Annotated in this window: 26 protein-coding genes; 16 read left to right on the plus strand and 10 right to left on the minus strand. The window is 59.5% G+C overall.

Translation table 11 applies throughout. The annotated features are described in order from the left end of the window. Positions 1–33: 33 nt before the first annotated feature. The 7 genes from HBO10_RS01715 to HBO10_RS01740 all read left to right on the plus strand — a co-directional run bounded on the left by HBO10_RS01715 (position 34) and on the right by HBO10_RS01740 (position 2,741). Positions 34–297 carry a hypothetical protein gene (locus tag HBO10_RS01715; RefSeq protein WP_169921918.1) on the plus strand — a complete coding sequence of 88 codons (264 nt, stop codon included), beginning with the start codon at positions 34–36 and terminating at the stop codon, positions 295–297. Between the two features lie 2 nt (positions 298–299). Then, positions 300–902: a hypothetical protein gene (locus HBO10_RS01720; protein ID WP_169921919.1), complete on the plus strand. Its 603-nt coding sequence runs from the start codon at positions 300–302 to the stop codon at positions 900–902. Continuing rightward, positions 895–1,113, plus strand: coding sequence for a hypothetical protein (locus tag HBO10_RS31190; RefSeq protein ID WP_044462211.1), 219 nt, complete (start codon positions 895–897; stop codon positions 1,111–1,113). Before HBO10_RS01720 ends, HBO10_RS31190 begins: the two co-directional genes overlap by 8 nt. Before the next feature lie 62 nt (positions 1,114–1,175). After that, entirely contained in the window at positions 1,176–1,721 is a 546-nt protein-coding gene (locus HBO10_RS01725; protein WP_169921920.1) for a DUF2786 domain-containing protein, read from the plus strand. Then, positions 1,718–1,984, plus strand: a complete 267-nt coding sequence (locus HBO10_RS01730) for a hypothetical protein (RefSeq protein ID WP_169921921.1) — start codon at positions 1,718–1,720, stop codon at positions 1,982–1,984. The genes HBO10_RS01725 and HBO10_RS01730 overlap by 4 nt, the downstream gene beginning before the upstream one ends. Then, entirely contained in the window at positions 1,981–2,469 is a 489-nt protein-coding gene (locus tag HBO10_RS01735) for a hypothetical protein (protein WP_169921922.1), read from the plus strand. Before HBO10_RS01730 ends, HBO10_RS01735 begins: the two co-directional genes overlap by 4 nt. Further along, entirely contained in the window at positions 2,466–2,741 is a 276-nt protein-coding gene (locus HBO10_RS01740) for a pyocin activator PrtN family protein (RefSeq protein ID WP_127881823.1), read from the plus strand. The genes HBO10_RS01735 and HBO10_RS01740 overlap by 4 nt, the downstream gene beginning before the upstream one ends. Here the strand turns inward: HBO10_RS01740 and HBO10_RS01745 are convergent. Continuing rightward, a complete protein-coding gene (locus HBO10_RS01745) occupies positions 2,716–3,867 on the minus strand; it encodes a site-specific integrase (protein ID WP_169921947.1) in 1,152 nt (383 codons plus the stop codon). The genes HBO10_RS01740 and HBO10_RS01745 overlap by 26 nt on opposite strands. Before the next feature lie 103 nt (positions 3,868–3,970). Here HBO10_RS01745 and dusA point away from each other — a divergent pair, with 103 nt between their 5' ends. Continuing rightward, the gene (gene dusA / locus HBO10_RS01750; RefSeq protein WP_169921923.1) at positions 3,971–4,981 is read left to right on the plus strand and encodes a tRNA dihydrouridine(20/20a) synthase DusA; all 1,011 of its coding nucleotides are present in this window, start codon (positions 3,971–3,973) and stop codon (positions 4,979–4,981) included. A gap of 194 nt (positions 4,982–5,175) precedes the next feature. On the opposite strand, the gene HBO10_RS01755 is transcribed toward dusA, so the two are convergent. Next, the gene (locus HBO10_RS01755; RefSeq protein WP_034126660.1) at positions 5,176–5,922 is read right to left on the minus strand and encodes a hypothetical protein; all 747 of its coding nucleotides are present in this window, start codon (positions 5,920–5,922) and stop codon (positions 5,176–5,178) included. Positions 5,923–6,334: 412 nt separating this feature from the next. On the opposite strand from HBO10_RS01755, the gene tal reads away from it, so the two are divergent. Next, positions 6,335–7,261 (plus strand): transaldolase, encoded by a 927-nt coding sequence (tal, locus tag HBO10_RS01760; protein WP_003189693.1) that lies wholly within the window; start codon positions 6,335–6,337, stop codon positions 7,259–7,261. 192 nt (positions 7,262–7,453) lie between these two features. Here tal and rssC read toward each other — a convergent pair whose 3' ends face one another. Together rssC and rssB are read right to left on the minus strand one after the other, a co-directional pair. Beyond that, positions 7,454–7,936 (minus strand): anti-sigma factor antagonist RssC, encoded by a 483-nt coding sequence (gene rssC / locus HBO10_RS01765; protein WP_010212025.1) that lies wholly within the window; start codon positions 7,934–7,936, stop codon positions 7,454–7,456. Continuing rightward, entirely contained in the window at positions 7,936–9,117 is a 1,182-nt protein-coding gene (rssB, locus tag HBO10_RS01770; protein ID WP_034126659.1) for a two-component system response regulator RssB, read from the minus strand. The genes rssC and rssB overlap by 1 nt, the downstream gene beginning before the upstream one ends. Before the next feature lie 276 nt (positions 9,118–9,393). On the opposite strand from rssB, the gene HBO10_RS01775 reads away from it, so the two are divergent. Continuing rightward, positions 9,394–9,690: a PilZ domain-containing protein gene (locus HBO10_RS01775; protein ID WP_003189689.1), complete on the plus strand. Its 297-nt coding sequence runs from the start codon at positions 9,394–9,396 to the stop codon at positions 9,688–9,690. A 137-nt stretch (positions 9,691–9,827) separates the two neighbouring features. Here HBO10_RS01775 and HBO10_RS01780 read toward each other — a convergent pair whose 3' ends face one another. Further along, positions 9,828–10,517 carry a VacJ family lipoprotein gene (locus HBO10_RS01780; RefSeq protein WP_003189688.1) on the minus strand — a complete coding sequence of 230 codons (690 nt, stop codon included), beginning with the start codon at positions 10,515–10,517 and terminating at the stop codon, positions 9,828–9,830. A 195-nt stretch (positions 10,518–10,712) separates the two neighbouring features. On the opposite strand from HBO10_RS01780, the gene HBO10_RS01785 reads away from it, so the two are divergent. Together HBO10_RS01785 and HBO10_RS01790 are read left to right on the plus strand one after the other, a co-directional pair. Further along, positions 10,713–11,321, plus strand: a complete 609-nt coding sequence (locus HBO10_RS01785; protein ID WP_034126658.1) for a hypothetical protein — start codon at positions 10,713–10,715, stop codon at positions 11,319–11,321. Between the two features lie 111 nt (positions 11,322–11,432). After that, the gene (locus HBO10_RS01790; protein WP_014717525.1) at positions 11,433–11,699 is read left to right on the plus strand and encodes a DUF4404 family protein; all 267 of its coding nucleotides are present in this window, start codon (positions 11,433–11,435) and stop codon (positions 11,697–11,699) included. Positions 11,700–11,834: 135 nt separating this feature from the next. On the opposite strand, the gene queF is transcribed toward HBO10_RS01790, so the two are convergent. Next, on the minus strand, positions 11,835–12,665 hold the full coding sequence (queF, locus tag HBO10_RS01795) for an NADPH-dependent 7-cyano-7-deazaguanine reductase QueF (RefSeq protein WP_034126657.1): 831 nt from the start codon (positions 12,663–12,665) through the stop codon (positions 11,835–11,837). Positions 12,666–12,731: 66 nt separating this feature from the next. Beyond that, positions 12,732–13,253: a cupredoxin family protein gene (locus HBO10_RS01800; RefSeq protein WP_034126656.1), complete on the minus strand. Its 522-nt coding sequence runs from the start codon at positions 13,251–13,253 to the stop codon at positions 12,732–12,734. Between the two features lie 260 nt (positions 13,254–13,513). Between HBO10_RS01800 and HBO10_RS01805 the strand changes: the two genes are divergently transcribed. Together HBO10_RS01805 and HBO10_RS01810 are read left to right on the plus strand one after the other, a co-directional pair. Next, a complete protein-coding gene (locus tag HBO10_RS01805; RefSeq protein ID WP_034126655.1) occupies positions 13,514–14,194 on the plus strand; it encodes a heavy metal response regulator transcription factor in 681 nt (226 codons plus the stop codon). Further along, the gene (locus HBO10_RS01810) at positions 14,191–15,540 is read left to right on the plus strand and encodes a heavy metal sensor histidine kinase (RefSeq protein ID WP_034126654.1); all 1,350 of its coding nucleotides are present in this window, start codon (positions 14,191–14,193) and stop codon (positions 15,538–15,540) included. Before HBO10_RS01805 ends, HBO10_RS01810 begins: the two co-directional genes overlap by 4 nt. Before the next feature lie 108 nt (positions 15,541–15,648). Here HBO10_RS01810 and HBO10_RS01815 read toward each other — a convergent pair whose 3' ends face one another. Genes HBO10_RS01815 through HBO10_RS01825 form a run of 3 tightly spaced genes read right to left on the minus strand, consistent with a single transcriptional unit; the run spans position 15,649 to position 18,895 of the window. Further along, positions 15,649–16,893, minus strand: a complete 1,245-nt coding sequence (locus HBO10_RS01815; RefSeq protein ID WP_014717521.1) for a lipoprotein-releasing ABC transporter permease subunit — start codon at positions 16,891–16,893, stop codon at positions 15,649–15,651. 60 nt (positions 16,894–16,953) lie between these two features. Next, entirely contained in the window at positions 16,954–17,637 is a 684-nt protein-coding gene (gene lolD, locus HBO10_RS01820; RefSeq protein WP_019818240.1) for a lipoprotein-releasing ABC transporter ATP-binding protein LolD, read from the minus strand. Between the two features lie 7 nt (positions 17,638–17,644). After that, entirely contained in the window at positions 17,645–18,895 is a 1,251-nt protein-coding gene (locus HBO10_RS01825) for a lipoprotein-releasing ABC transporter permease subunit (RefSeq protein ID WP_034126653.1), read from the minus strand. 94 nt (positions 18,896–18,989) lie between these two features. On the opposite strand from HBO10_RS01825, the gene HBO10_RS01830 reads away from it, so the two are divergent. Both HBO10_RS01830 and HBO10_RS01835 read left to right on the plus strand, forming a co-directional pair. Further along, positions 18,990–19,568, plus strand: a complete 579-nt coding sequence (locus HBO10_RS01830; protein WP_034126652.1) for a PilZ domain-containing protein — start codon at positions 18,990–18,992, stop codon at positions 19,566–19,568. 44 nt (positions 19,569–19,612) lie between these two features. Then, positions 19,613–20,335 (plus strand): glycerophosphodiester phosphodiesterase family protein, encoded by a 723-nt coding sequence (locus tag HBO10_RS01835; protein WP_014717518.1) that lies wholly within the window; start codon positions 19,613–19,615, stop codon positions 20,333–20,335. The last annotated feature ends 17 nt before the right edge of the window (positions 20,336–20,352 follow it).

Genomic DNA, 20,352 nt, shown 5'->3' on the forward strand with positions numbered 1-20,352 from the left:
CCCTCGCCACCGACCACCCAAAGGAGAAGCACCATGCAAGTGAATCAACCCCAAGGCGGCATCGCAGAGGCTACCACAACGCCGCTGGCTGTCGGAGACAAGGTCAGTTACGTCGCCATCAGTGGTGGTGGTCGTAGCTACCGTTTCAGCGCCCGCAAAGCCGTAATCGAGGCAATCACTGGCGATATCGCGACATTGCGCGGTGCCAATGGCCGAACCACCACGCAGCCGCTGAGCAAATTGACGCCCGCCGACCAGCCCAATGCGCTGACGCGCATGCTCATGGGAGGGCAGTGATCATGGCTGACTTCTTCTACAGGTCCAACGAGCCCACGACCGTTTCGATTGTCCGCGACTTCTACGCTCAGAAGGCGATTTTCCTAGCCCAACTGAACGTTCTTGGTTCCATGTTCGGCGGCAAGGTCGCTCCAATGCGCGACGTTGACTCCAACTACGCCGGCGGCGTGAAACTCAGCGGCGGCACGGATCTGGATGTGCACTGGTGTCGTCCTGATGACCACGGCTATCGCTCACTGCGTGCGGCTGCGAAGCCTGGCAAAGGCATTTCAAAAGAGAATCGAGCGGCGATTCGAACGGAACACGAGCGCCTTATCGCTCAGTGGAATGAGCATTGCCCCGGACGCTTGAGTGGAAGCGACTACTGGGATCGGCTTGGCATTAATACCGGCAACCTCTGGTTGTGTGGCGGTATCAAGTTTGAACTCAACGACGTCGCTTATTTCCACCTGGGCTTTCAAATCAACAAAGCCGAGCACGACGCCCTGGTCGCGGCGGGCCAACCAACAAGCGGGTGGATCGACGGTGCAGTAGAGATCCTGGCCAGCGAATACGAAACCGCGCGCTTTGCAAAATTGAAGGCGATTGAGGTGGCAAATGCCTGAACACGCCAGCCCTGAACGCGAGCGCCCAACCATGGCAAGCCATCGGCTTGACCTGCCCAGTCGTTGCGATATCTGCGGCAATGCCCGCTCCACACGCAAACACCAGCTCTGTAGCCGTATCCGCCAGCAGACCAAAACGGCGGAGTGGGCGGCTTTCATGGCCGAGCGTGAGGCTGCCAAACAAAACAAACCGCGTCGATACGCGCATTGATACCCCACACAGGCGGGACACGGGGAGCTGCAACTCCCCCACTGCCTGAAAGGAGAAGCACCATGCAAGCACCAAAAACCCACGGCGACAATGCGAAAGTTGAGGCCAAGCTACGCAAGTTGCTTGCCCTCGCACAGCGAGGCGAAGGTGGCGAAAAGGACAACGCCCAACGAATGCTTGAAAAGCTCCTAGCGCGTCACGGAATGAGCATTGACGACCTGGTCGACGACCGCCGCGAGATTCGTTGGTTTCCCTTATCAACCAAGTACGACCGAAAGCTGGCCGCGCAAATCATGTCAAAGGTCTGCGACTCCGACTCGCCCGGCCTCTATATCAGCAAGGGAAGGGTCAAGAAAATTGGCGTGGAAGTCTCGCCGTCAGAAGCTATTGAGTTTGAGCTTCACTACGACACGTTACGTAAAGCACTCGCCGCTCACTTCGACGACGCCTTCTCGGCGTTCGTACAAGCCAACCACTTGTTCCCATCTACTCCGGCCGAGGACCAGCTTCCGGCTCTGAATGATCGTGATATGCGAGTCATGGGTATGGCATCCGTCATCAGCCCAACGCCGGTTAATCCCCGCCTAGAGCTGCAGGAGGCGGTATGACCGTATTTCTCCTGCTTTACCTGTGCGCGGATGCGACTCGCACGGATTGCCAAGTTGTGAAGACAGATAGCTGGAGCGGGCCTGACGCCTACGAGCAGTGCGCCAACGTCTTACCAGGTCTGACCGAGGCACTGACTGCACCCAATCGGAAGCGACATCGGTTCATCTGCGAGATCCAGGGCGCTGGAGCAAAACCGGCAGAACATAAGGCTCAGCCGGTAGCGATGGCCCTGAGCGTGGCTCAGCAGGAGGTTAAGCTATGAGTACAGTTGCAGAAAATGCCCGCAAAGACTTCGAAGCCTATGTCGCGTCGACGCTTGGCTTACCGATTGCCAAGATTAGCGCGCACTGGAATGGCGAAGGATACAACGACGCGTCAGATCTGGAGCCTTACTGGCGGTGCTGGACCGCTGCGCAGCAAGCCATTCTTCGATATTTCAGCGAACCGATTGCGTGGGCAATCTTTTCCGGCCGGCACATCGAAGACCAAACTACGGATACGGAGCTTGCCGCGTATTGGCACGCGTATTGGCACGAAATCGGACACGATATGACGGCACACTGTCGCCCCTTGACTGCTGATGAGGCCGCAGCCCAGCGGAAAAAGGGAGTTGATGACTTGGTAAAAGTCTTAAATCCGTTTGTAGGTGCTTGCCTGACCATCACGCAAAGCGCTGAAGCGCTGTACGACGCGGGTTATCGCAAGCTGATAGATATGACCTCCGCTCAGCTGGAGCAACAGCCATGAACACAGCCTTTATCCTGATGGCCCAGTACGACGGCCAGGCGGTCATCTCTTTGGAGCTGGTGTGCCGTGATTATTTCACGCACCTGACGCCGGACATGTTCCAGCGCAAGGTGATGAGCGGTCAGATCAAGTTGCCCATCACCCGCCTGGAGCCCAGCCAGAAGTCGGCCAGGGGCGTCCATCTCACCGATCTGGCCGCGTACCTGGACCTGCAACGCGCAGCAGCAGTTAAAGAGCACAACCAGCTCAACGGGATAAAACACGCCGTTTGAGCCACTTCTGCGATGCGGCGCCCAGTTGGACGGGCGCCCTCAGAATCTTTTCGTGCCACTCCCAGCCCACATAGCGGTCGCCCCGACCGCGAAGGTGGGTGTAACGCCTCATTGAATTCCAATCCCTGTGGCCGGAAACGCTCGCCACACGCGGAATATCCCAGTCCATTTCGAACAGGCGGCTGACACCTTCATGCCGGAGGTCGTGGAAGTGCAGATCCGCGATGGTCAAAAACTTGCAGGCTTTCGTCCAGGACGTGGAGATCGACTCAGGGCTGTAGGGGAAGATGTCTTCGCCGGCCTCCGGCATCGTCTGGAGGATGTGCCACGCCTCGTCCGGCAGGTAACACCAAACATCGTTGCCGATCTTCTGCCCTGGGTTTTTCATGTCGCGCACCAGCACCCGCTGGCCGGCCTCGTCGACGTCTGCCCAGCGAATTCGGGTTATTTCATCGAGCCGGCGCGTGGAGAACAGGGCGAAGCCCACGACCTTCAGCATATTTATGACGGTCGGGCGCCTCTCCTGCATGGCCTGGTAGTGCGTCAGCACCCGTCCCAGCTCATCCAATGTCGGTCGGCGGTCACGCTCACGGCTTTTCAAATTGTAGCCCAGCTTGCGTAATACACGCCGCGCACCGCCCATGGCGAGCGGATCGACCTGGTAGCCCCATGCGTCTTTGGCAATTGCCAGCACCGCACCGAGGTGCGCCAGGTCATTGCCAGCGGTTTGGGGCTGAACGCCACCGCCCTCCCCGCTCATCCGCCAAAGTGCATAATCGACCAGGCACTGGGTGTTGATATCCGTATCGGTCAACTTGCCCAGGTAAGTTTCGCCAATCGCATTGAGTGTGGCGCGCTTGGTCTTGCCCAGCGGCTTGGCTTTCTCCACTTCGACCAGGTAGCGATCAGTCATTTCTTTGAGCGTGGCGCCCTTTCGGTTTGCGCGCTCGATCGCACCAGGTTCATCCAGCTCCGAGCCGCGCTTGCGTGCCCACGCCTGGGCGGCCTGTTTTCGGGCGAAGGTCTGGCTCTCTTGGTAGACTTGCACTCCGTCGCGCTTGATGCGGATCTGTGCCGTGTAGCTCACAGTCCCATCCGCCAGTTTTCTTGCCCTGATAGTCGCCATATTGAAAGTGGTACGCGCCAGTTTTGAAGTGGTACATCGTACCACCGAGACCTGAAAAACGCCTGAAAACACCCCAAAACACGCCAAGAACACGTTGAGTAAAATGCTAGATAAACAGACCTTTAGCCCCGTAAACGCAAGGCCCACGCTGTCTCGGCGCTTTAGTGTTGCCCCCATGATGGATTGGACCGACCGCCACTGCCGGTTCTTCCTGCGCCTGCTCTCCAAACACGCCCTGCTCTACACCGAGATGGTCACTACCGGCGCAATCCTCCACGGCGACCACGACCGCTTCCTGCGCCATGACGAAGCCGAGCACCCGCTGGCGCTGCAATTAGGCGGCAGTGTTCCGGCTGATCTGGCCGCCTGCGCCCGTATGGCCGAGGCCGCGGGTTACGACGAAGTGAACCTGAACGTCGGCTGCCCCAGCGACCGGGTGCAGAACAATATGATCGGCGCGATCCTGATGGCGCACCCTGCCCTTGTGGCGGACTGTGTGAAGGCCATGCGCGATGCGGTGTCGATTCCGGTGACGGTGAAGCACCGTATCGGCATCAATGGTCGGGACAGTTATGCCGAGTTGTGTGACTTCGTCGGGACGGTGAAGAACGCCGGTTGCACCAGTTTTACCGTGCATGCGCGGATTGCGATTCTGGAGGGGTTGTCGCCCAAGGAGAACCGGGACATTCCGCCGTTGCGTTATGACGTGGCGGCGCAGTTGAAGCAGGATTTTCCGGAGTTGGAGATTAATCTCAATGGTGGGATCAAGACGCTGGAGCAGTGCCAGGAGCATTTGCAGACGTTTGATGGGGTGATGCTGGGGCGGGAGGCTTATCACAATCCGTATCTGTTGGCGGAGGTGGACCAGCGGTTGTTTGGCAGTGAGGCGCCGGTGATTAGCCGGGCGGAGGCGTTGGCGCAGTTGCGGCCTTATATTGCTGAGCATTTGGCCAGTGGTGGGACGATGCATCACATTACTCGGCATGTGTTGGGGTTGGGCACGGGGTTTCCAGGGGCGCGCAAGTTCAGGCAGTTGTTGTCGGTGGATATTCATAAGGCGGCGGATCCGTTGGCGTTGCTGGATCAGGCGGGGACGTTGTTGGAGGGGCGGTGATTGGTCGAGTGTCAGGTAGATGCTCATTGGGCGTACCGACGTTATCGCAGGCAAGCCAGCTCCCACATTTTTGCCTGGTGAGTGTCAGGTAAGTGCTCACTGGGTGTACCGGCGCTATCGCAGGCCAGCTCCCACATATTTAGCGGTGATTGCAAGGGCGCGGCAGGTGCTGCCGGCCCTTGCTGCACTGTTGCTTAGTTTTCCGGCACTGTTCCTTTGGGCACCGTTACCCATTGGTCGGTGTCGCGGTTATACCTTTTCCAATCTTTATCGGTCCTGACTTTTCGGTAAAGCGTGTTGAATGTGGTGCCGCCGAGTATTTGAAATTGAACTTCACCGCCTGGCGTTTTGCAGTTAACCAACCCCAGAATGGGTGAGTTCGGGTTTACTTGCAGTGCATACACGGCGTCTCCAAAGGTTCCGGTGGTGGCGTAGTCCAGTGCAAAACTCACGAACTGACTTTTCGGGGTGTCGCTGGACTGTAAGGCGAGCAGTCGCATTGTCGTGTAGGTGGCACCGTTAAAACCCAGCGCGTGTAGGTCAGGCCCATCGATGGCCCAGTACTTTTCGGGTGTGCCACCGTCCCTTAGGTATTTATCCAGGTCATTCTGCGCCTTGGAGTAGATCACCCCGGCCTTGAGTTTCTGGACGTGCCAATTGTTGGTGTCCGCGCTCTCATACGCGCGGTATACCCAGGTGGCAGGCGCAGTCACTCTGGTATCGGTGATCTTGCCGCCGTAGGATGAGGTCAGTTCGTTTTCCTTTTCCAGGGTGCGGCTCCCCATGGGTTTACCTGCCTTGGCAGTGTCAATGATGCCACGCATTTCCTGGGTATCGTAACAACCGGCGCTGAGGGCCTGCTGTACCGTCACATCGGCAAATACCGTTGTTGAACAAATAAAACCCAGGGCGGCGAATAGTGTTGATATATTCCGTTTCATTACATCTCTCCTTTGCTTTCAAACTAACGAACCAGCAGATTTTAATGCACAGACGCACACACTTCGCCGCGGACAGTTATGTCATCAGAGTTTTTATCGGCCCAAGTTAGCGCTTGCCAGCCAGGTATAGCACAAGTAAAAACAGCAACAACTAAAGAGCTGGAAAATAAACTTTTCACAACTTCAAAACATTGATATTTCCTCTATCAACTGGCTTGAAACCAGTGGCGCAGGACGGGTGGAATCCAGTTGAACCTAGCTGCGATTTTGCCCTCCAATTGAGCACCACGGCCGGTGATTCAAACGGCCGTTTCCAGGTTATTGCCCTCGCAAACGACCTAACGCATTTGCGCCCTTGAGCGCCTGCCAGCGCTCGGGTAATGTCACTAGACCCACAGGACAGAGCACGCCCATGACTTCCAAGCTGGAACAACTCAAGCAATTCACCACCGTCGTAGCCGATACCGGCGATTTTTCCACTCTCGCCAAGCTCAAGCCACAAGACGCTACCACCAACCCTTCCCTGCTGCTCAAGGCTGCGTCGATCCCTGGCTATGCCAAGCTGCTGGATGAGTGCGTGCAGGACTGCAACGGCGATGTGGGCCTGGCCAGTGACCGCTTTGCGGTGGCGGTGGGTCAAGAAATTCTCAAAGTAGTGCCGGGCCGTATTTCCACTGAGGTGGATGCGCGTCTGTCATTTGACGAGGCCGCCATTCTCAAGCGTGCGCATCGTCTGATCGACCTGTACGACAAAGCCGGCGTTAGCCGCGATCGCGTGCTGATCAAGATCGCCTCCACCTGGGAAGGCATCCGTGCCGCCGAGAAGCTGGAAAAAGAAGGCATCCAGACCAACCTGACGCTGCTGTTCTCCTTCGCCCAGGCCGTTGCCTGTGCGGAAGCGGGTGTGTTTCTGATTTCGCCGTTCGTGGGCCGTATCTACGACTGGTACAAGAAGGCCAACGGCAACGACTACACCGGTTCCGATGACCCGGGCGTGCAGTCGGTGACGCGCATCTATAACTACTACAAGGCTAACGGCTACAAAACAGTAGTGATGGGTGCGAGCTTCCGTAACCTCAGCCAGATCGAGGAACTGGCCGGTTGTGATCGCCTGACCATCAGCCCGGACCTGTTGGAGAAGCTGGCAGCCGATGAAGGCAAGCTGGAGCGCAAATTGGCGCCAGGCCATGCCGGTGAGGCCCGTGTGCATATGACTGAAGCGCAGTTCCGTTGGGAGTCCAACGAGGACGCGATGGCGACTGAGAAGCTGGCGGAGGGGATTCGTCAGTTTGCTCGGGACCAAGAGAAGCTGGAGGCGTTGTTGTCGGCCAAGCTGTAAAGGCAGATAGCGGCAAAAAGGGCGGCACCTGTGAGGGTGTCGCCCTTTTTTGTGCGTCGGTGTCACCGCCGTCCGATGTGGGAGCTGGCTTGCCTGCGATAGCGGTGGGCCAGCCAACACTTCATCGACTGACACTGCGCAATCGCAGGCAAGCCAGCTCCCACAGGGGAATGTGTTTCAACAGGGAGGCTGTCAGTGGCGCTCTAGGGCGTTGACGAGGTCGTGGAAGGCTTCGCGATTGGACTCGTTGAGGCCCATGAGGATCTTGTGCGCTTCCAGCACCTTGACCCGTACGATCTCTTCGGACTGGTCTTGCGACGGCAGGTCGGTGAGGCATTCCGGGCACGGGATGGGGCGGTCAACGATGTTGAACACCTGGTCAAAGCCCATGGATTGCAACAGACGGGTGATGTCTTCGTGGGTGGTGACCACGGTCGGCAACAGGCCGACCTTCTGCCGCGACAGAATGGATAATTTGGCCAACAGGCCCAGGGTGGTGCTATCGATGCTGCGCGTTTCGGTCAGGTCGATCACGATCGCCGAGAAGTTCAGCGCTGTGAAGATCCGCTCAATCGTCGCATCCAGGGCCGAACACAAGGTCAGGCGCACTTCACCGACAAATTTCAGGACGAAGGTCCCGTCTTGCTCGGCGAATTGGATTCTTCCGGTACTCATCAAAGATTCCTGCTCAACACCAATAGGGCGATATCATCCGGCATCTCCCCTAGCGTGGCCAATCCAAAAACCTGCCGCAGGCCATCCAGGCTGCCGCCCGCCGACTTGACCTTTTGGGGCAAGGCGGCTTCTTTCTCTTTGAGTGTAGGCTCTGGAAGAAGGTCCAGAATACCGTCGGACATCAGCGTCAGGCTGAAGGTCGGCGGCAGTTCCAGGATGTGGTCTTCGTAGGTGGCTTCGTTAAACAAGCCTACGGGCAGGCCACGCCCTTCCAGGTAGCGCACACTGTCAGGAGCGTACAAAACAGGCATCGGCAGGTGACCGCCAATGCTGTAGGTCAAAAGACCGGTTTCTTCGTCGATCACGCCGCCGACCATCGTCACGTGCTTGCCCAGCTTGCAGCTGATCAGGCCCCGGTTGATGTGGCCCAGCACCTCGGAGGGGGTGAACTCCGGCAAGGTGCCATTGCGCTTGGACTCGAACAATAGCCGTGTGGTCATGAACTTCAACAACACGGTGACAAAAGCCGAAGACGCGCCGTGGCCGGAAACGTCGGCCAGGTAGAACGCCACGCGGCGCTCATCGACGCGGAAATAGTCGACGAAATCACCCGACAGGTACAACGACGGGATGATCTGGTGGGCAAACTTGAACTCGTCAATCGTCCAGGGGCTCACCGGCAGCATGTTCATCTGCACCTGGCGCCCGGCGTTCTGGTCTTCCTGCAGCAGGTTCAGGCTGGCTTCGAGTTCGCGGTTGGCGGTCTCGAGCTTTTCGCGGTAGCGCTGGTTTTCCAGGAGCAGGCGTGCACGGTCCAGGGCGCGGCGCACCGAGTGCTCCAGCACGGCCAGGTCTTCCAGGGGCTTGATCAGGTAATCGGCGGCGCCCAGGCGCAAGGCTTCAACGGCATCGTTCATGACACCGGCACCGGACACGACAATCACCGGCGTTTGCGGGGCAAGGTCGGTCACCTGGCGAATCAGCTCCAGGCCGCCCATCTGGGGCATGCGCAGGTCGCAGATCACAAGGTCGGGCTTGTCGCGCTCGAATACCTGGAGACCCTGTTGGCCATTACTGGCCTGCAGGACGCTGAAGCCACTGTCTTCCAAGTAGGCCGCGAGGCTCGCGCGCACTACTTCGTCGTCATCGATTATCAGCAGCGTGGCACTGGTTTTTTGCATGTGGGCAAACGGCGCCAGAATTAGGTTGGCGTAGGCGGCTCGGCAATGGCCGGGCTCACGTACTGGATTCGCTTTCTAGCCTCTCTGTCCTACAAAGCATTGGGATTTGGCCCATGCACAACGGTAAAGCAGAGGTGCCCTTCTAAGGCGCAGACGGTACTCCCATCCGTGAGGGGTTTCAAGCTCATGCCGATGGTCGCCGGGCGTCTTTACACCGCAAATCACCGGGAGTTATAAGAACCCTCACAACCACAACGCAAAGTAAGGATGGATGCTGTGAGCGAACACGAGCGCGACTACGCCGAAAAACGCGATTTCATCCGCATGCGAATAGATGCCGATGTGTCTTTGATCCATGCCGGGCAGGAGATCGCCGGTACCTGCGTGGACCTCTCCAGTTCCGGCATGCAAGTGCAGGCACCTCGCCAGTTCACGGTGGGTGACCTGCTGACCGTGCGCATTGATTCAGAACACGCTGCGCTCAGGGGTCTTGAAGCGGATACCGAGGTGGTGTGGACCAAGGCAGTAGGCGATGACCAGCATCTGGGCCTCAAGATTCTGAAAATGCGCTAACGCAGCATCCAGCCCCTGCGCAAGGGTGACGCGGAGCGTCACGGGATGCGTTCCCACGCGAAGCGTGGGGAACGATCAGCGCGCACAAAAAAGGCGACCTTACAAAGGTCGCCTTTTTCATTTCAAAACGTCACAGCTTAAAAGTCGTCAACGACCTTGCCGTCCTTGACCTTGAACTCGCGGTTCTGCAGGTAAGCGTTACGAATGAAGGTGTACTTGTCGCCGCTGATCAGCTTCTCGCTGTCGAGCAGGCTGGCGCGCACGTCAACGACGTTGAGGCCGAAGGTGCTGTTACGCCAGCCGATATCGTTCATGTAGCGGTACGGTTGGGTGTAGCTGTCGACGTATTTGGACGGCGCATCACGCAAGGTGCTTGGGCCCAGCAACGGGATCATCACGTACGGGCCACTGCCCACGCCCCAGTAGCCGAGGGTCTGGCCGAAGTCTTCGTCGCTGCGCTGCAGCCCCATTTTGGTGCCGACGTCAATAAAGCCCAGTACGCCAAATGTGGTGTTGACCAACAGGCGGGCGGTGTCGACGCCTGCATTGTGCGGCTTGAGTTGCAGCACGTTGTTGGCCAGGTTGCCGACGTCACCGATGTTGCGGAAGAAGTTGTGAACGCCGTCCTGCACAAATTGTGGGGTGACGAACTGATAGCCCTGGGCGATTGGCTTGAGGGCATAAGTGTCAACGGTATCGTTGAAGGTGAAGATGGGGCGGTTGACACTTTCCCACGGGTCATCTTCCGAGGCCGCTTGGGCAGCGAAAGGTGCCAACAGGATGGTGGCACACACCGATAGCTGAGCGAAGTACTGGCTCCAGCGCATAGCTTTTGCTCCTTGAATGGTCTGTCATGGGCGCTATGCCCTGAATAAGGCTGTCAGTATATGACGGAAGTGTCGATTTAGGCAGCTACCTAGAATCGTCTTAGGGAAAATGCACAAAATTCCTACAAATACCGACAGTGTCATCCCCTTGTCATGCCGCCCCGATAGCGTGGCAGCTATTTCAGGGACGTTCAGATGCCACACGCCGAGATTGCCGTCGCCGCCGCCCCCTCATTGACCGCCGTGTTATTTGGCCTGAGTGGCTGCCTGGTGGATTTTGGTTCCCTGGCGCGCACCGACTCACCTTGCGCCGACGCCGAGGCCACGCCAGGCGCATTGAAAATCCTGCGCAGTCTCAAAGAACAAGGCGTGCCCTGCGCCTGGCTGGACGAACTGCCTCCCGCCGTGACCGCGCCACTCTGCGCCGGCCTGCCGGGCTGGCTCAAGGCCGCCTCGCCCTCCTCCATTCGCTGGCCTGCGCCCCACGCCTGCTGGCAAGCGCTGATGGAGTTGAACATCGAACGTCTGGAAGGCTGCGTACTGGTCAGCGGCGAGCCGCGTCTGCTGCAATCGGGCCTGAATGCCGGTTTGTGGACCATCGGCCTGGCCTCCTGCGGTTCGCTCTGCGGCCTGTCGCCCCGGCAATGGCAGGCGCTGACCGAGCAGCAACGCGAACACAAGCGCGGCAAGGCCACGGTGGCGCTCTATGGCCTGGGTGTGCATTCGGTGATCGACCACCTCGGCGAACTCGGCACCTGCCTGGCCGACATCCGCCTGCGCCAGCTCAAGGGCGAGAAGCCCTGATCGAGATCATGCACAGTTGGCCCCAGTGGATTAATCTACAGGTCAGCCCGTAGACCTTTCGCCGTGCGCCGCGGTCTATGCCAGTGCCTATCGATAAAAGGAAAGAACGTCATGCCTGATCGCGAGAAGTTACAACAGCAGGCCGATATTGTGCGTGAGCAACTGGAGAACCATCCCGAGTTGCCCGCCGAGAAACGTCAAGCCTTGGAAGAGTTGATCGCCAAGTTCGAAGTCCAGTTGGAAATGGAACCGGCCACCCAGACGCCCAGCATCGCTGACGATGTGAACCGGGCAGTGGAAGGTTTTGAACTGGACCATCCAGGCATTGCCGGGACGTTGCGCAATATCGTGCTGACCCTTGGCAATATCGGCATCTAACCCGAGCCCAAGCCAAACACAAAACCAAATGTGGGAGCTGGCTTGCCGGCGATAGCGGTGTATCAGTCACTTGATGAAGGACTGAAAAATCGCAATCGCAGGCAAGCCAGCTCCCACAGTTTTTTGTATGAAGGCTTACTGACGCGCCAGCCGCACGTTCAGGAACTGGGTGTTCTCAGTGCTGCGATACGGATTGATATCCAACCCACCCCGACGCACATACCGTGCATACACGGTCAACTTCTCCGGCTTGAGCAAGCGCTGCAAGTCCAGGAAGATCCGCTCCACACACTGTTCATGAAAGTCCGAATGCTGGCGAAAGCTGACGATATATTCCAGCAGGCTGGCGTGATCCAGCGCCGCACCACGGTATTCCACCACTACGCTGCCCCAGTCAGGCTGGCTGGTCACCGGGCAGTTGGATTTGAGCAGGTGGCTGTGCACGCTCTCCTCCACCACGCGCGAATCATCGCAACGCAGCAGTTCCGGGCGTGGGTGTTCGTAGCTGCTGACGTTGATATCCAGGCCGTCAATGCACACGCCCGGCAACGCCATCACGCCTTCTGCCTCGATGTCGGCCAGGCTGCGAATGCGCACGCTCACTGGCTTGCCGGCCGCAGAGCTGAGGTCGGTGCGCAAGGTGGCTTCAAGGCTTTGCGTATCGGCAAACGCGGTCTGGTTCAGCGAGTTGAGGTACAGCTTGAACGACTTGGACTCGATGATGTTCGGCGAGTCGGCCGGAATGCTGAACTCACCGATGGCCACCACCGGCTTGCCCGAGGGCAACAACCAGGACAGTTCGAAGCAGTTCCAGAAGTCCACGCCCTTGTAAGGCAGGGTCTCGGCGCTCAGGCCCAGCTCGGCCCACTTGGCGGCGCGTGGAATCGGGAACAACAACGAAGGCGTGTAAGTGCTGATGTATTCACTGGACTTGCCCAGCGGCGAATGTTCGGCTGCGGGATGCATGGCGGAAACCTGGCTAAATAAACCGCGCCAGTCTACCAGCCTTTGCTCCCGCCCTTAACAAACGCCTCACTCAACGGTCAGTTTGCCGACCATGCCCGCCTGGTAATGCCCGGGCAGGTTGCAGGCAAACTCAAGGCCTGTAGCCTGCTTGAACGTCCAGGTCAGCTCGGCCGTCTTGCCCGGCTCCACCAACACACTGTTGGGATCGTCGTGCTTCATGCCGCCCATGTCGCCGTGGCCCATGGCGCTGTGATCCATCTTGCCCATGCCGGTAGCGGTGAGCATTCCACTGGCTTGCATCTGCAACATCTCTTTCTGGTGGGCGGCATGCATGGCCGCGTCTCCCAGGTTGAACTCATGCAGCAACTGGCCTTTGTTGACCAGCACAAAGCGCACGGTTTCACCGGCTTTTACGTCCAGGGACTTGGGCTCAAAGGTAATGTCCCGCAGCGTGACTTCAACGGTGCGCGTGGCTTTATCCGCCGGGGCCGGCTGGCCGAACGCGTAGGTGTGAGTCGCATCTGCCAGGGCATTGAAACTCAACGCCAGCAGGCAGCCTGCCAATAACAGAGGTGTACGCAACGCCATCTTTCACTCTCCAAAATAGGTACCCAGCTTGGGCAACACTTTAAGATGGCCTCGCTGCCAGCCAGCTGACTGCTAGATTACAACTTTGTCAGCTTGCGCCCATCCCCTGACGAGCACGGTATAAAGCCCAATGTTTTTTGTAGGAGCGAGCTTGCTCGCGAAGGGCTTGAGCACAACGCGTCAAGCCTGACAGCCCGCGTTACCGTTGGCGTTTTTCGCGGGCAAGCTCGCTCCTACATAGCCCCTATCAAGAGCCCGATATGAAACTGCTGATCGTCGAAGACCAACCCAAAACCGGTCATTACCTGCGCCAGGGCCTGGCCGAAGCGGGCTTTACCACCGAACTGGTGGCCGACGGCACCAGTGGCCAGCACTTGGCGCTGACGGGCGACTATGACTTGTTGATCCTCGATGTGATGCTGCCCGGCCGCGATGGCTGGCAAATCCTGCAGGCGGTGCGCAGTGGCGGCCTGGACATCCCGGTGCTATTCCTCACCGCTCGCGATGCCGTAGAAGACCGAGTACATGGCCTGGAGCTGGGCGCCGACGATTATCTGGTCAAACCCTTCGCATTTTCCGAACTGCTGGCGCGGGTGCGCACCTTGTTGCGCCGTGGCAGCAGCATGCCGCAGGAGACCACGCTGCAACTGGCCGACCTGAGCCTGGACTTGATCCGCCGCCGTGTCGAGCGCAGCGGCCAGCGCATCGACCTCACCGCCAAGGAGTTCGCCTTGCTGGAGCTGCTGCTACGCCGCCAGGGCGAAGTGCTGCCCAAGACGCTGATCGCCTCCCAGGTGTGGGACATGAATTTCGACAGCGACACCAACATCATCGAAGTCGCCATTCGCCGCCTGCGCCTGAAAGTCGACGACAATTTCCCCAATAAGCTGATCCACACCGTGCGCGGCATGGGTTACGTGTTGGAGGAACGGTTCACGTGATCAAGCGCCTGTCCCTGACCAGCCGCCTGGCGCTGCTGTTTGCCGCCTGCACGGCGGTGGTCTCGTTGATCGCCGGGGTGTTGTTCAACCGGGCCAGCGAGGCGCATTTCATGGAGCTGGACCAGCAACAGCTCGAAAGCAAACTGGTGGCCCTGCGCAGCACCTTGCAGGGTGTCGCCTCACCGGAAGACCTCGCCCGGCAAACCCCTCAACTGCGCGCCGAACTCGATCACCAGCCCGACCTCGCCTTGCGCATCACCGGAGCTGGGCAACGTTGGCTGGACGGCGCGCCACACCTTCCCTTGCCCCAAGCACCCGGCCTGCACAGCCTGCAATACGCAGGCACCGACTATCGCGTATTCATCGCGCCCTTGACGCCCAGCCAACTGGATTCGCCACAACTGACCCTGATCCTCGACATCACCCACCACCAGCACTTTCTGCAACGCATGCAACGCTTGATCTGGCTGACCGTCGGCCTCTCGGCCCTGGCCACTGCCCTGCTCGGCGCCTGGGCTGCGCGCAGTGGCTTGCGACCGCTGCGGCGCATGGGCGAAGTGGCCGCCAGTGTCTCCGCCCACTCCCTCACGCAACGCTTACCCCAAGAACAAATGCCGGTGGAGCTCGCGGAACTGGCCCAGGCCGTCAACGCCATGCTGGCCCGCCTCGATGATGCGTTCCAGCGCCTGTCCGCCTTCAGCGCAGATATTGCCCACGAACTGCGCACACCGCTGTCCAACTTGCTGACCCAGACCCAGGTCATCCTCACCCAGCCACGCCCGCTGGAGGATTACCGCGAGGCGCTGCACAGCAACCTGGAAGAGCTGCAATGGATGGCGCAACTGGTCAACGACATGCTGTACCTGGCCAAAGCTGACCACGGCTTGCTGATGCCCAGCCGAGAAGCTCTGGATTTGGGCGATGAGGTCGACGCACTGTTGGAGTTCTTTACCCTGCTGGCGGAGGACGCACAGGTGACGCTGGTGCGCGAAGGCACCGCCCAGACGATGGGCGATCGCGGTATGTTGCGCCGGGCCTTGTCGAATCTGCTGGATAACGCGCTGCGGTTTACCCCACCGGGCGGTGAAGTGCGGGTGCGGATCGAGAGTGGCGTGACACTGACGGTTGAGAACAGCGGGGAAGGCATTCCTGCGTCGTTACTGCCGAGGCTGTTTGACCGTTTCTACCGAGCCGACCCGTCGAGGCGCGCAGGCAGCAGTGAACATGCCGGGCTGGGGTTGGCGATCACCCAGTCGATTGTGCGGGCGCATGGCGGCAGGATTTATTGTGAGTCGCAGGCGGGCTGGACAAGGTTTGTGATCAAGTTGCCCAAGGGAGACTGCTGATCGTTCCCACGCTCCGCGTGGGAACGCATTCCGGGACGCTCTGCGTCCTAACAGCGGACGCGGAGCGTCCGGTGAGGCGTTCCCACGCAGAGCGTGGGAACGAGCGGGTTACGAATACCTGAGGGCGTGCGCCGGCTCAATCTTCGCCGCCCGATACGCCGGGTAAATCGTCGCCAAGAAGCTCAACACAAACCCCGCCGAGCAAATCAGCAACACATCCCCACCTTGCAGCTCCGAAGGCAGGTTGCTGACAAAATACACATCCGAACTGAAGATATGCTGCCCGCTCACCCGCTCCAGCCAGCCCACCAGCTCACTCACGTTCAGGGCCGCAATCACCCCCAGCACGCCGCCGATCAAGGTGCCGACCACGCCAATCACGGTGCCCTGCACCATGAAGATCGCCATAATCTGCCGAGGTGTGGCGCCGATGGTACGCAGGATGGCGATATCCGCGCCCTTGTCGTTCACCACCATGATCAAGGTGGCGATGATGTTGAACGCGGCCACGGCGACGATCATCAGCAGCAGCAGGCCGATCATGGTCTTTTCCATTTTCATCGCGCTGAACAGGCTGCCCTGGGTGTGGGTCCAGTCATCCGGCTTGTAAGCCGCGCCCAGGCTGGCGGCGATATCTGCCGAGACTTTGGGCGCTGCATACAGGTCCTTCACCGCCAGGCGCACGCTTTGCACCTGGTTGGGCTGCCAATGCTGGATTTCAGCGGCGTCGGCCATGTGGATCAGGGCCATGGAGCCATCCAGTTCGGCGCCGACCTTGAAGATGCCCACCACATTCAGGCGCTGCATGCGCGGGGTGATACCGCCCGGGGCGCTGCTGAGTTCCGGCACGATCAGGGTCAGTTTGTCGCCCACGTTCAGGCGAAAACGCCGTGCAGTGATATCACCGACCACCACCCCGAACTCGCCGGGTTTGAGGTCGTCGAGTTTGCCGCGCACGATGTGCTGGGCCACGATCGACACCTTGCCTTCCTGAGCCGGGTCGACGCCGCTGATCTCGATGGGCTGCATCGCGCCCTTATAGGAAAACATGCCATCCATCTGGGTGAAGGGCACAGCGGCGGTGACTTGCGGATTCTTCATCGCGGCCGCGGCCACCGGCTGCCAATCATCAATCGGCTTTACGCCGACGATGGTGGCGTGGGGCACCATGCCGAGGATGCGCGAGCTCATTTCACGCTGAAAGCCGTTCATCACCGAAAGCACTACGATCATCGCCAGTACGCCCAGGGCGAGGCCGATCATCGAGGTCATCGAGATAAACGAGACAAAACGGTTGCGGCGCTTGGCGCGGGTATAGCGCGTGCCGATAAAAATCGATAACGGTCTGAACATTCGCGGGCACCGTTGGAAAAATGAAAAAGCCCGACCTCAAAAAACCGGGCTTGCAACAGGTCAGATAGCGACCAGATGACCTTCCTGCAAATGCAGTACGCGGTCCATCTGCCGGGCCATGCTCATGTCATGGGTCACCACCAGGAACGCGGTGCGCATCTGGGTGCTCAGTTCCAGCATCAAGTCCTTGATGCCCTGGGCGGTGTGGGAGTCGAGGTTGCCGGTCGGCTCGTCGAGCATCACCAGACCGGGGTTGTTCACCAGGGCACGGGCAATCGCCACGCGCTGGCGCTCACCACCGGACAACTCCGCTGGCTTGTGCTCCAGGCGGTGGCCGAGGCCGACGCGCTCGAGCAAGGCCGTGGCACGCTGACGCGCTTCAGGAATCGCGGTCTTGCCAATCAACAGCGGCATGCACACGTTTTCCAGGGCGGTGAATTCCGGCAGCAAGTGGTGGAACTGGTACACAAAGCCCAACGAGCGGTTGCGCAGTTGGCCGCGGGCCTTTTCATTCAACGCCGACAGTTCTTCACCGGCCAGCCATACGCTGCCCTGGGACGGCGTGTCGAGGCCGCCCAGCAGGTTGAGCAAGGTACTCTTGCCGGAACCGGAACTGCCGACGATCGCCACACGCTCGCCAGGGTGCAGTTCAAGCTGCAGGTTGGACAGCACCACCACCGACTCCGGGCCTTCCTCGTAGGATTTGCCCAGGTTGCGGCAGCTCAGGATTGCTTTTTCACTCATGCCCGATTCACTCATAACGTAATGCCTGTGCTGGCTGGGTACGTGCCGCGCGCCAGGCTGGATACAGGGTGGCAAGGAAGCTCAGGACCAACGCAGCGCCGCCCACCATCAGCACGTCCTGGGTTTGCACCTGGGACGGCAAGTAATCGATGAAGTAGACGTCGGCGTTGAGAAACTTGTGGCCGATCACCTTTTCAAGCAGGGCGATGGCGGCGCTGACGTTCAGCGCGGCCAAAATGCCCACCGCCGTGCCGATCAAGGTGCCAACCACGCCGATCACGGTGCCCTGCACCATGAAGATCGCCATGATCTGCCCCGGCGTGGCGCCCAACGTACGCAGGATGGCGATGTCGCCCTTCTTGTCGTTCACCACCATCACCAGCGTGGAGATGATGTTGAAGGCCGCCACGGCGACGATCAGCAACAACAACAGGCCGATCATGGCTTTTTCCATGCGGATGGCCTGATACAGGTTGCCGTGGGTGCGGGTCCAGTCGCGAGCGTAGTACTCGGTCTCACCCAGGTGCTGGGCAATTTCCCAGGCGCCGCGCGGCGCATCGAACAGGTCGTTGAATTTCAGGCGCAGGCCCTGCACCTGGTCGGGCTGCCAGCGATGCAGGCGGGCCAGGTCGGTGAGATTGGTCAGGCCGATGTAACCGTCGATCTCGCCAGCGCCGACGTGGAAGGTGCCCACCACGGTAAAGCGCTTCATGCGCGGGAACATGCCGGCCGGGGTCACGGTGACTTCCGGGGCGACGAAGGTCAGCTTGTCGCCAACCCCCACGCCCAGCTTGGCCGCGGCCTTGTCACCGATGACGATGCCAAAGCTGCCCGGCGACAGCTCGTCGAGCTTACCTTGCAGCATGAACTTGTCGATGATCGAGACGTTGCGCTCCTGGGCCGGGTCGATGCCGTTGAGCAGGATCTTCTGCACTTTGCCGTCATTGGTCAGCAACCCCTGCATCTGGGTAAACGGCGCTACCGCCACCACCTTGGGGTTCTGCTGGACCTTGGCGGCCAGGCTTTGCCAGTCGTTGATGGGCGCATCGCCCTCGATGGTCGCGTGGGGCACCATGCCCAGCACGCGGGTGCGCATCTCATGATCGAAGCCATTCATCACCGACAGCACCACGATCATCACGACCACGCCCAGGGCGAGACCGATCATCGAGGTCAAGGAAATGAACGACACAAAATGATTGCGACGCTTTGCACGGGTATAACGCGTGCCGATAAATACGAAGAGAGGTCTGAACATGTCGGGGCTTGTTCGGAGGAAAAGAAGACGTCCCGGTGGCGGGGTCTGGTCAGCAGCTTTACACTCAGACCATTACCGTTACCTGGGGTTCGCCATGTCGACATTAGATGAAGAAGAGCGCCGCGAATACTACCGTATCGACGACATGATCGCACTTCAAATCAAATCCCTGTCGGGCCCCGACGCGGCGAGCAAGGAAGTGTTGCTGGATGATTCACCGCTGTTCAATCTGCTCAGCGAGCTGCACTTGAGCGAATTCGAAGCCCAGCACCTGCTGCGCCAGATCAGCGAGAAAGACCGCAGCCTGGCGGCCTTCCTCAAAGTGCAGAACAAACGCCTGGATCTGCTCAGCCAGGTCATGGCTCGCGGTTTGCTGAACGAGGTGGGTGCGCCGCAACCGGTGATCCTCTCCGAGGGCGGCATCGACTTCCAGCACCCGACACCGCTGGCCGCCGACACTCACCTGGCGGTCAAGCTGGTGCTGATGCCCCAGGCGCTCGGCCTGTTGCTGCGCGCGCGGGTGACCCATTGCGACCCCAAGGGCGACGGCTTTGATGTGGGCACGGAGTTCGAGTCCATGACCGACGCCCAACGCCAACTGCTGGCGCGCTATATCCTGCAGAAACAGGCCCAGGAACGCCGCCTGGCGCGAGAACAAAGCGAAGACCTCTGAATGCGTATTCACGACGCCAGCCATCCTGGCGCAAAGGAGCAACTGTGACCCTGATTTACGGCCACCGCGGTGCCAAAGGCGAAGCACCGGAAAATACCCTGACCAGTTTTCAGGAATGTCTCAAACACGGCGTACGTCGTTGCGAACTGGACTTGCACCTGTCCATGGACGGCGAGTTGATGGTCATCCACGACCCGACCCTCAAGCGCACCACCGACCGGCGCGGCAAGGTCGTCGAGTACTCGGCGGCTGATCTGGTGAAAATGGACGCGCGCAAAGGCGGCCCAGGCTGGGTAAGCCCCTGCCCGATTCCACGCCTGGAGGAGTTGTTCGAACAGTGCGACTTCGATCACTGGCAACTGGAAGTCAAAAGCGCCTCGCGTACCCGTGCCGCCACCACTGTGCTGGCGATTCGCGAAATGGCTGTGCGCTTTGGCTTGATGGACAAGGTCACGGTCACGTCAAGCTCGCGGGAAGTGCTCAAGGCCGCCGTGGAACTCACCCCGGACCTGTCACGCGGGCTGGTCGCCGAATATGCCTGGCTCGACCCGCTGAAGGTCGCGCAGAACTACGGCTGTGAGTATTTGGCATTGAACTGGACGCTGTGCACCCCCGAGCGGCTGGAAAAAGCCCAGCGCCAGGGCTTGCATGTGTCCGTGTGGACAGTCAACGAACCTGCGCTGATGCGCAGGCTCGCCGACTTCGGCGTAGATAGCCTGATTACAGACTTTCCCGGTTTGGCCACTGCCACCCTCGAGAATTACTGAAATCGGTCTCCCCGGCC

This window comes from Pseudomonas sp. WS 5503, from assembly GCF_012985385.1.
Classification (GTDB): Bacteria; Pseudomonadota; Gammaproteobacteria; order Pseudomonadales; family Pseudomonadaceae; genus Aquipseudomonas; species Aquipseudomonas paracarnis.

Excerpts from the sequence above, each read along its gene's own strand:
- HBO10_RS01715 (WP_169921918.1), top strand. The coding sequence starts at position 34 with ATGCAAGTGAATCAACCCCAAGGCGGCATCGCAGAGGCTACCACAACG.
- HBO10_RS01720 (WP_169921919.1), top strand. The coding sequence starts at position 300 with ATGGCTGACTTCTTCTACAGGTCCAACGAGCCCACGACCGTTTCGATT.
- HBO10_RS31190 (WP_044462211.1), top strand. The coding sequence starts at position 895 with ATGCCTGAACACGCCAGCCCTGAACGCGAGCGCCCAACCATGGCAAGC.
- HBO10_RS01725 (WP_169921920.1), top strand. The coding sequence starts at position 1,176 with ATGCAAGCACCAAAAACCCACGGCGACAATGCGAAAGTTGAGGCCAAG.
- HBO10_RS01730 (WP_169921921.1), top strand. The coding sequence starts at position 1,718 with ATGACCGTATTTCTCCTGCTTTACCTGTGCGCGGATGCGACTCGCACG.
- HBO10_RS01735 (WP_169921922.1), top strand. The coding sequence starts at position 1,981 with ATGAGTACAGTTGCAGAAAATGCCCGCAAAGACTTCGAAGCCTATGTC.
- HBO10_RS01740 (WP_127881823.1), top strand. The coding sequence starts at position 2,466 with ATGAACACAGCCTTTATCCTGATGGCCCAGTACGACGGCCAGGCGGTC.
- HBO10_RS01745 (WP_169921947.1), bottom strand. The coding sequence starts at position 3,867 with ATGGCGACTATCAGGGCAAGAAAACTGGCGGATGGGACTGTGAGCTAC.
- dusA (WP_169921923.1), top strand. The coding sequence starts at position 3,971 with ATGCTAGATAAACAGACCTTTAGCCCCGTAAACGCAAGGCCCACGCTG.
- HBO10_RS01755 (WP_034126660.1), bottom strand. The coding sequence starts at position 5,922 with ATGAAACGGAATATATCAACACTATTCGCCGCCCTGGGTTTTATTTGT.
- tal (WP_003189693.1), top strand. The coding sequence starts at position 6,335 with ATGACTTCCAAGCTGGAACAACTCAAGCAATTCACCACCGTCGTAGCC.
- rssC (WP_010212025.1), bottom strand. The coding sequence starts at position 7,936 with ATGAGTACCGGAAGAATCCAATTCGCCGAGCAAGACGGGACCTTCGTC.
- rssB (WP_034126659.1), bottom strand. The coding sequence starts at position 9,117 with ATGCAAAAAACCAGTGCCACGCTGCTGATAATCGATGACGACGAAGTA.
- HBO10_RS01780 (WP_003189688.1), bottom strand. The coding sequence starts at position 10,517 with ATGCGCTGGAGCCAGTACTTCGCTCAGCTATCGGTGTGTGCCACCATC.
- HBO10_RS01785 (WP_034126658.1), top strand. The coding sequence starts at position 10,713 with ATGCCACACGCCGAGATTGCCGTCGCCGCCGCCCCCTCATTGACCGCC.
- HBO10_RS01790 (WP_014717525.1), top strand. The coding sequence starts at position 11,433 with ATGCCTGATCGCGAGAAGTTACAACAGCAGGCCGATATTGTGCGTGAG.
- queF (WP_034126657.1), bottom strand. The coding sequence starts at position 12,665 with ATGCATCCCGCAGCCGAACATTCGCCGCTGGGCAAGTCCAGTGAATAC.
- HBO10_RS01800 (WP_034126656.1), bottom strand. The coding sequence starts at position 13,253 with ATGGCGTTGCGTACACCTCTGTTATTGGCAGGCTGCCTGCTGGCGTTG.
- HBO10_RS01805 (WP_034126655.1), top strand. The coding sequence starts at position 13,514 with ATGAAACTGCTGATCGTCGAAGACCAACCCAAAACCGGTCATTACCTG.
- HBO10_RS01815 (WP_014717521.1), bottom strand. The coding sequence starts at position 16,893 with ATGTTCAGACCGTTATCGATTTTTATCGGCACGCGCTATACCCGCGCC.
- lolD (WP_019818240.1), bottom strand. The coding sequence starts at position 17,637 with ATGAGTGAAAAAGCAATCCTGAGCTGCCGCAACCTGGGCAAATCCTAC.
- HBO10_RS01825 (WP_034126653.1), bottom strand. The coding sequence starts at position 18,895 with ATGTTCAGACCTCTCTTCGTATTTATCGGCACGCGTTATACCCGTGCA.
- HBO10_RS01830 (WP_034126652.1), top strand. The coding sequence starts at position 18,990 with ATGTCGACATTAGATGAAGAAGAGCGCCGCGAATACTACCGTATCGAC.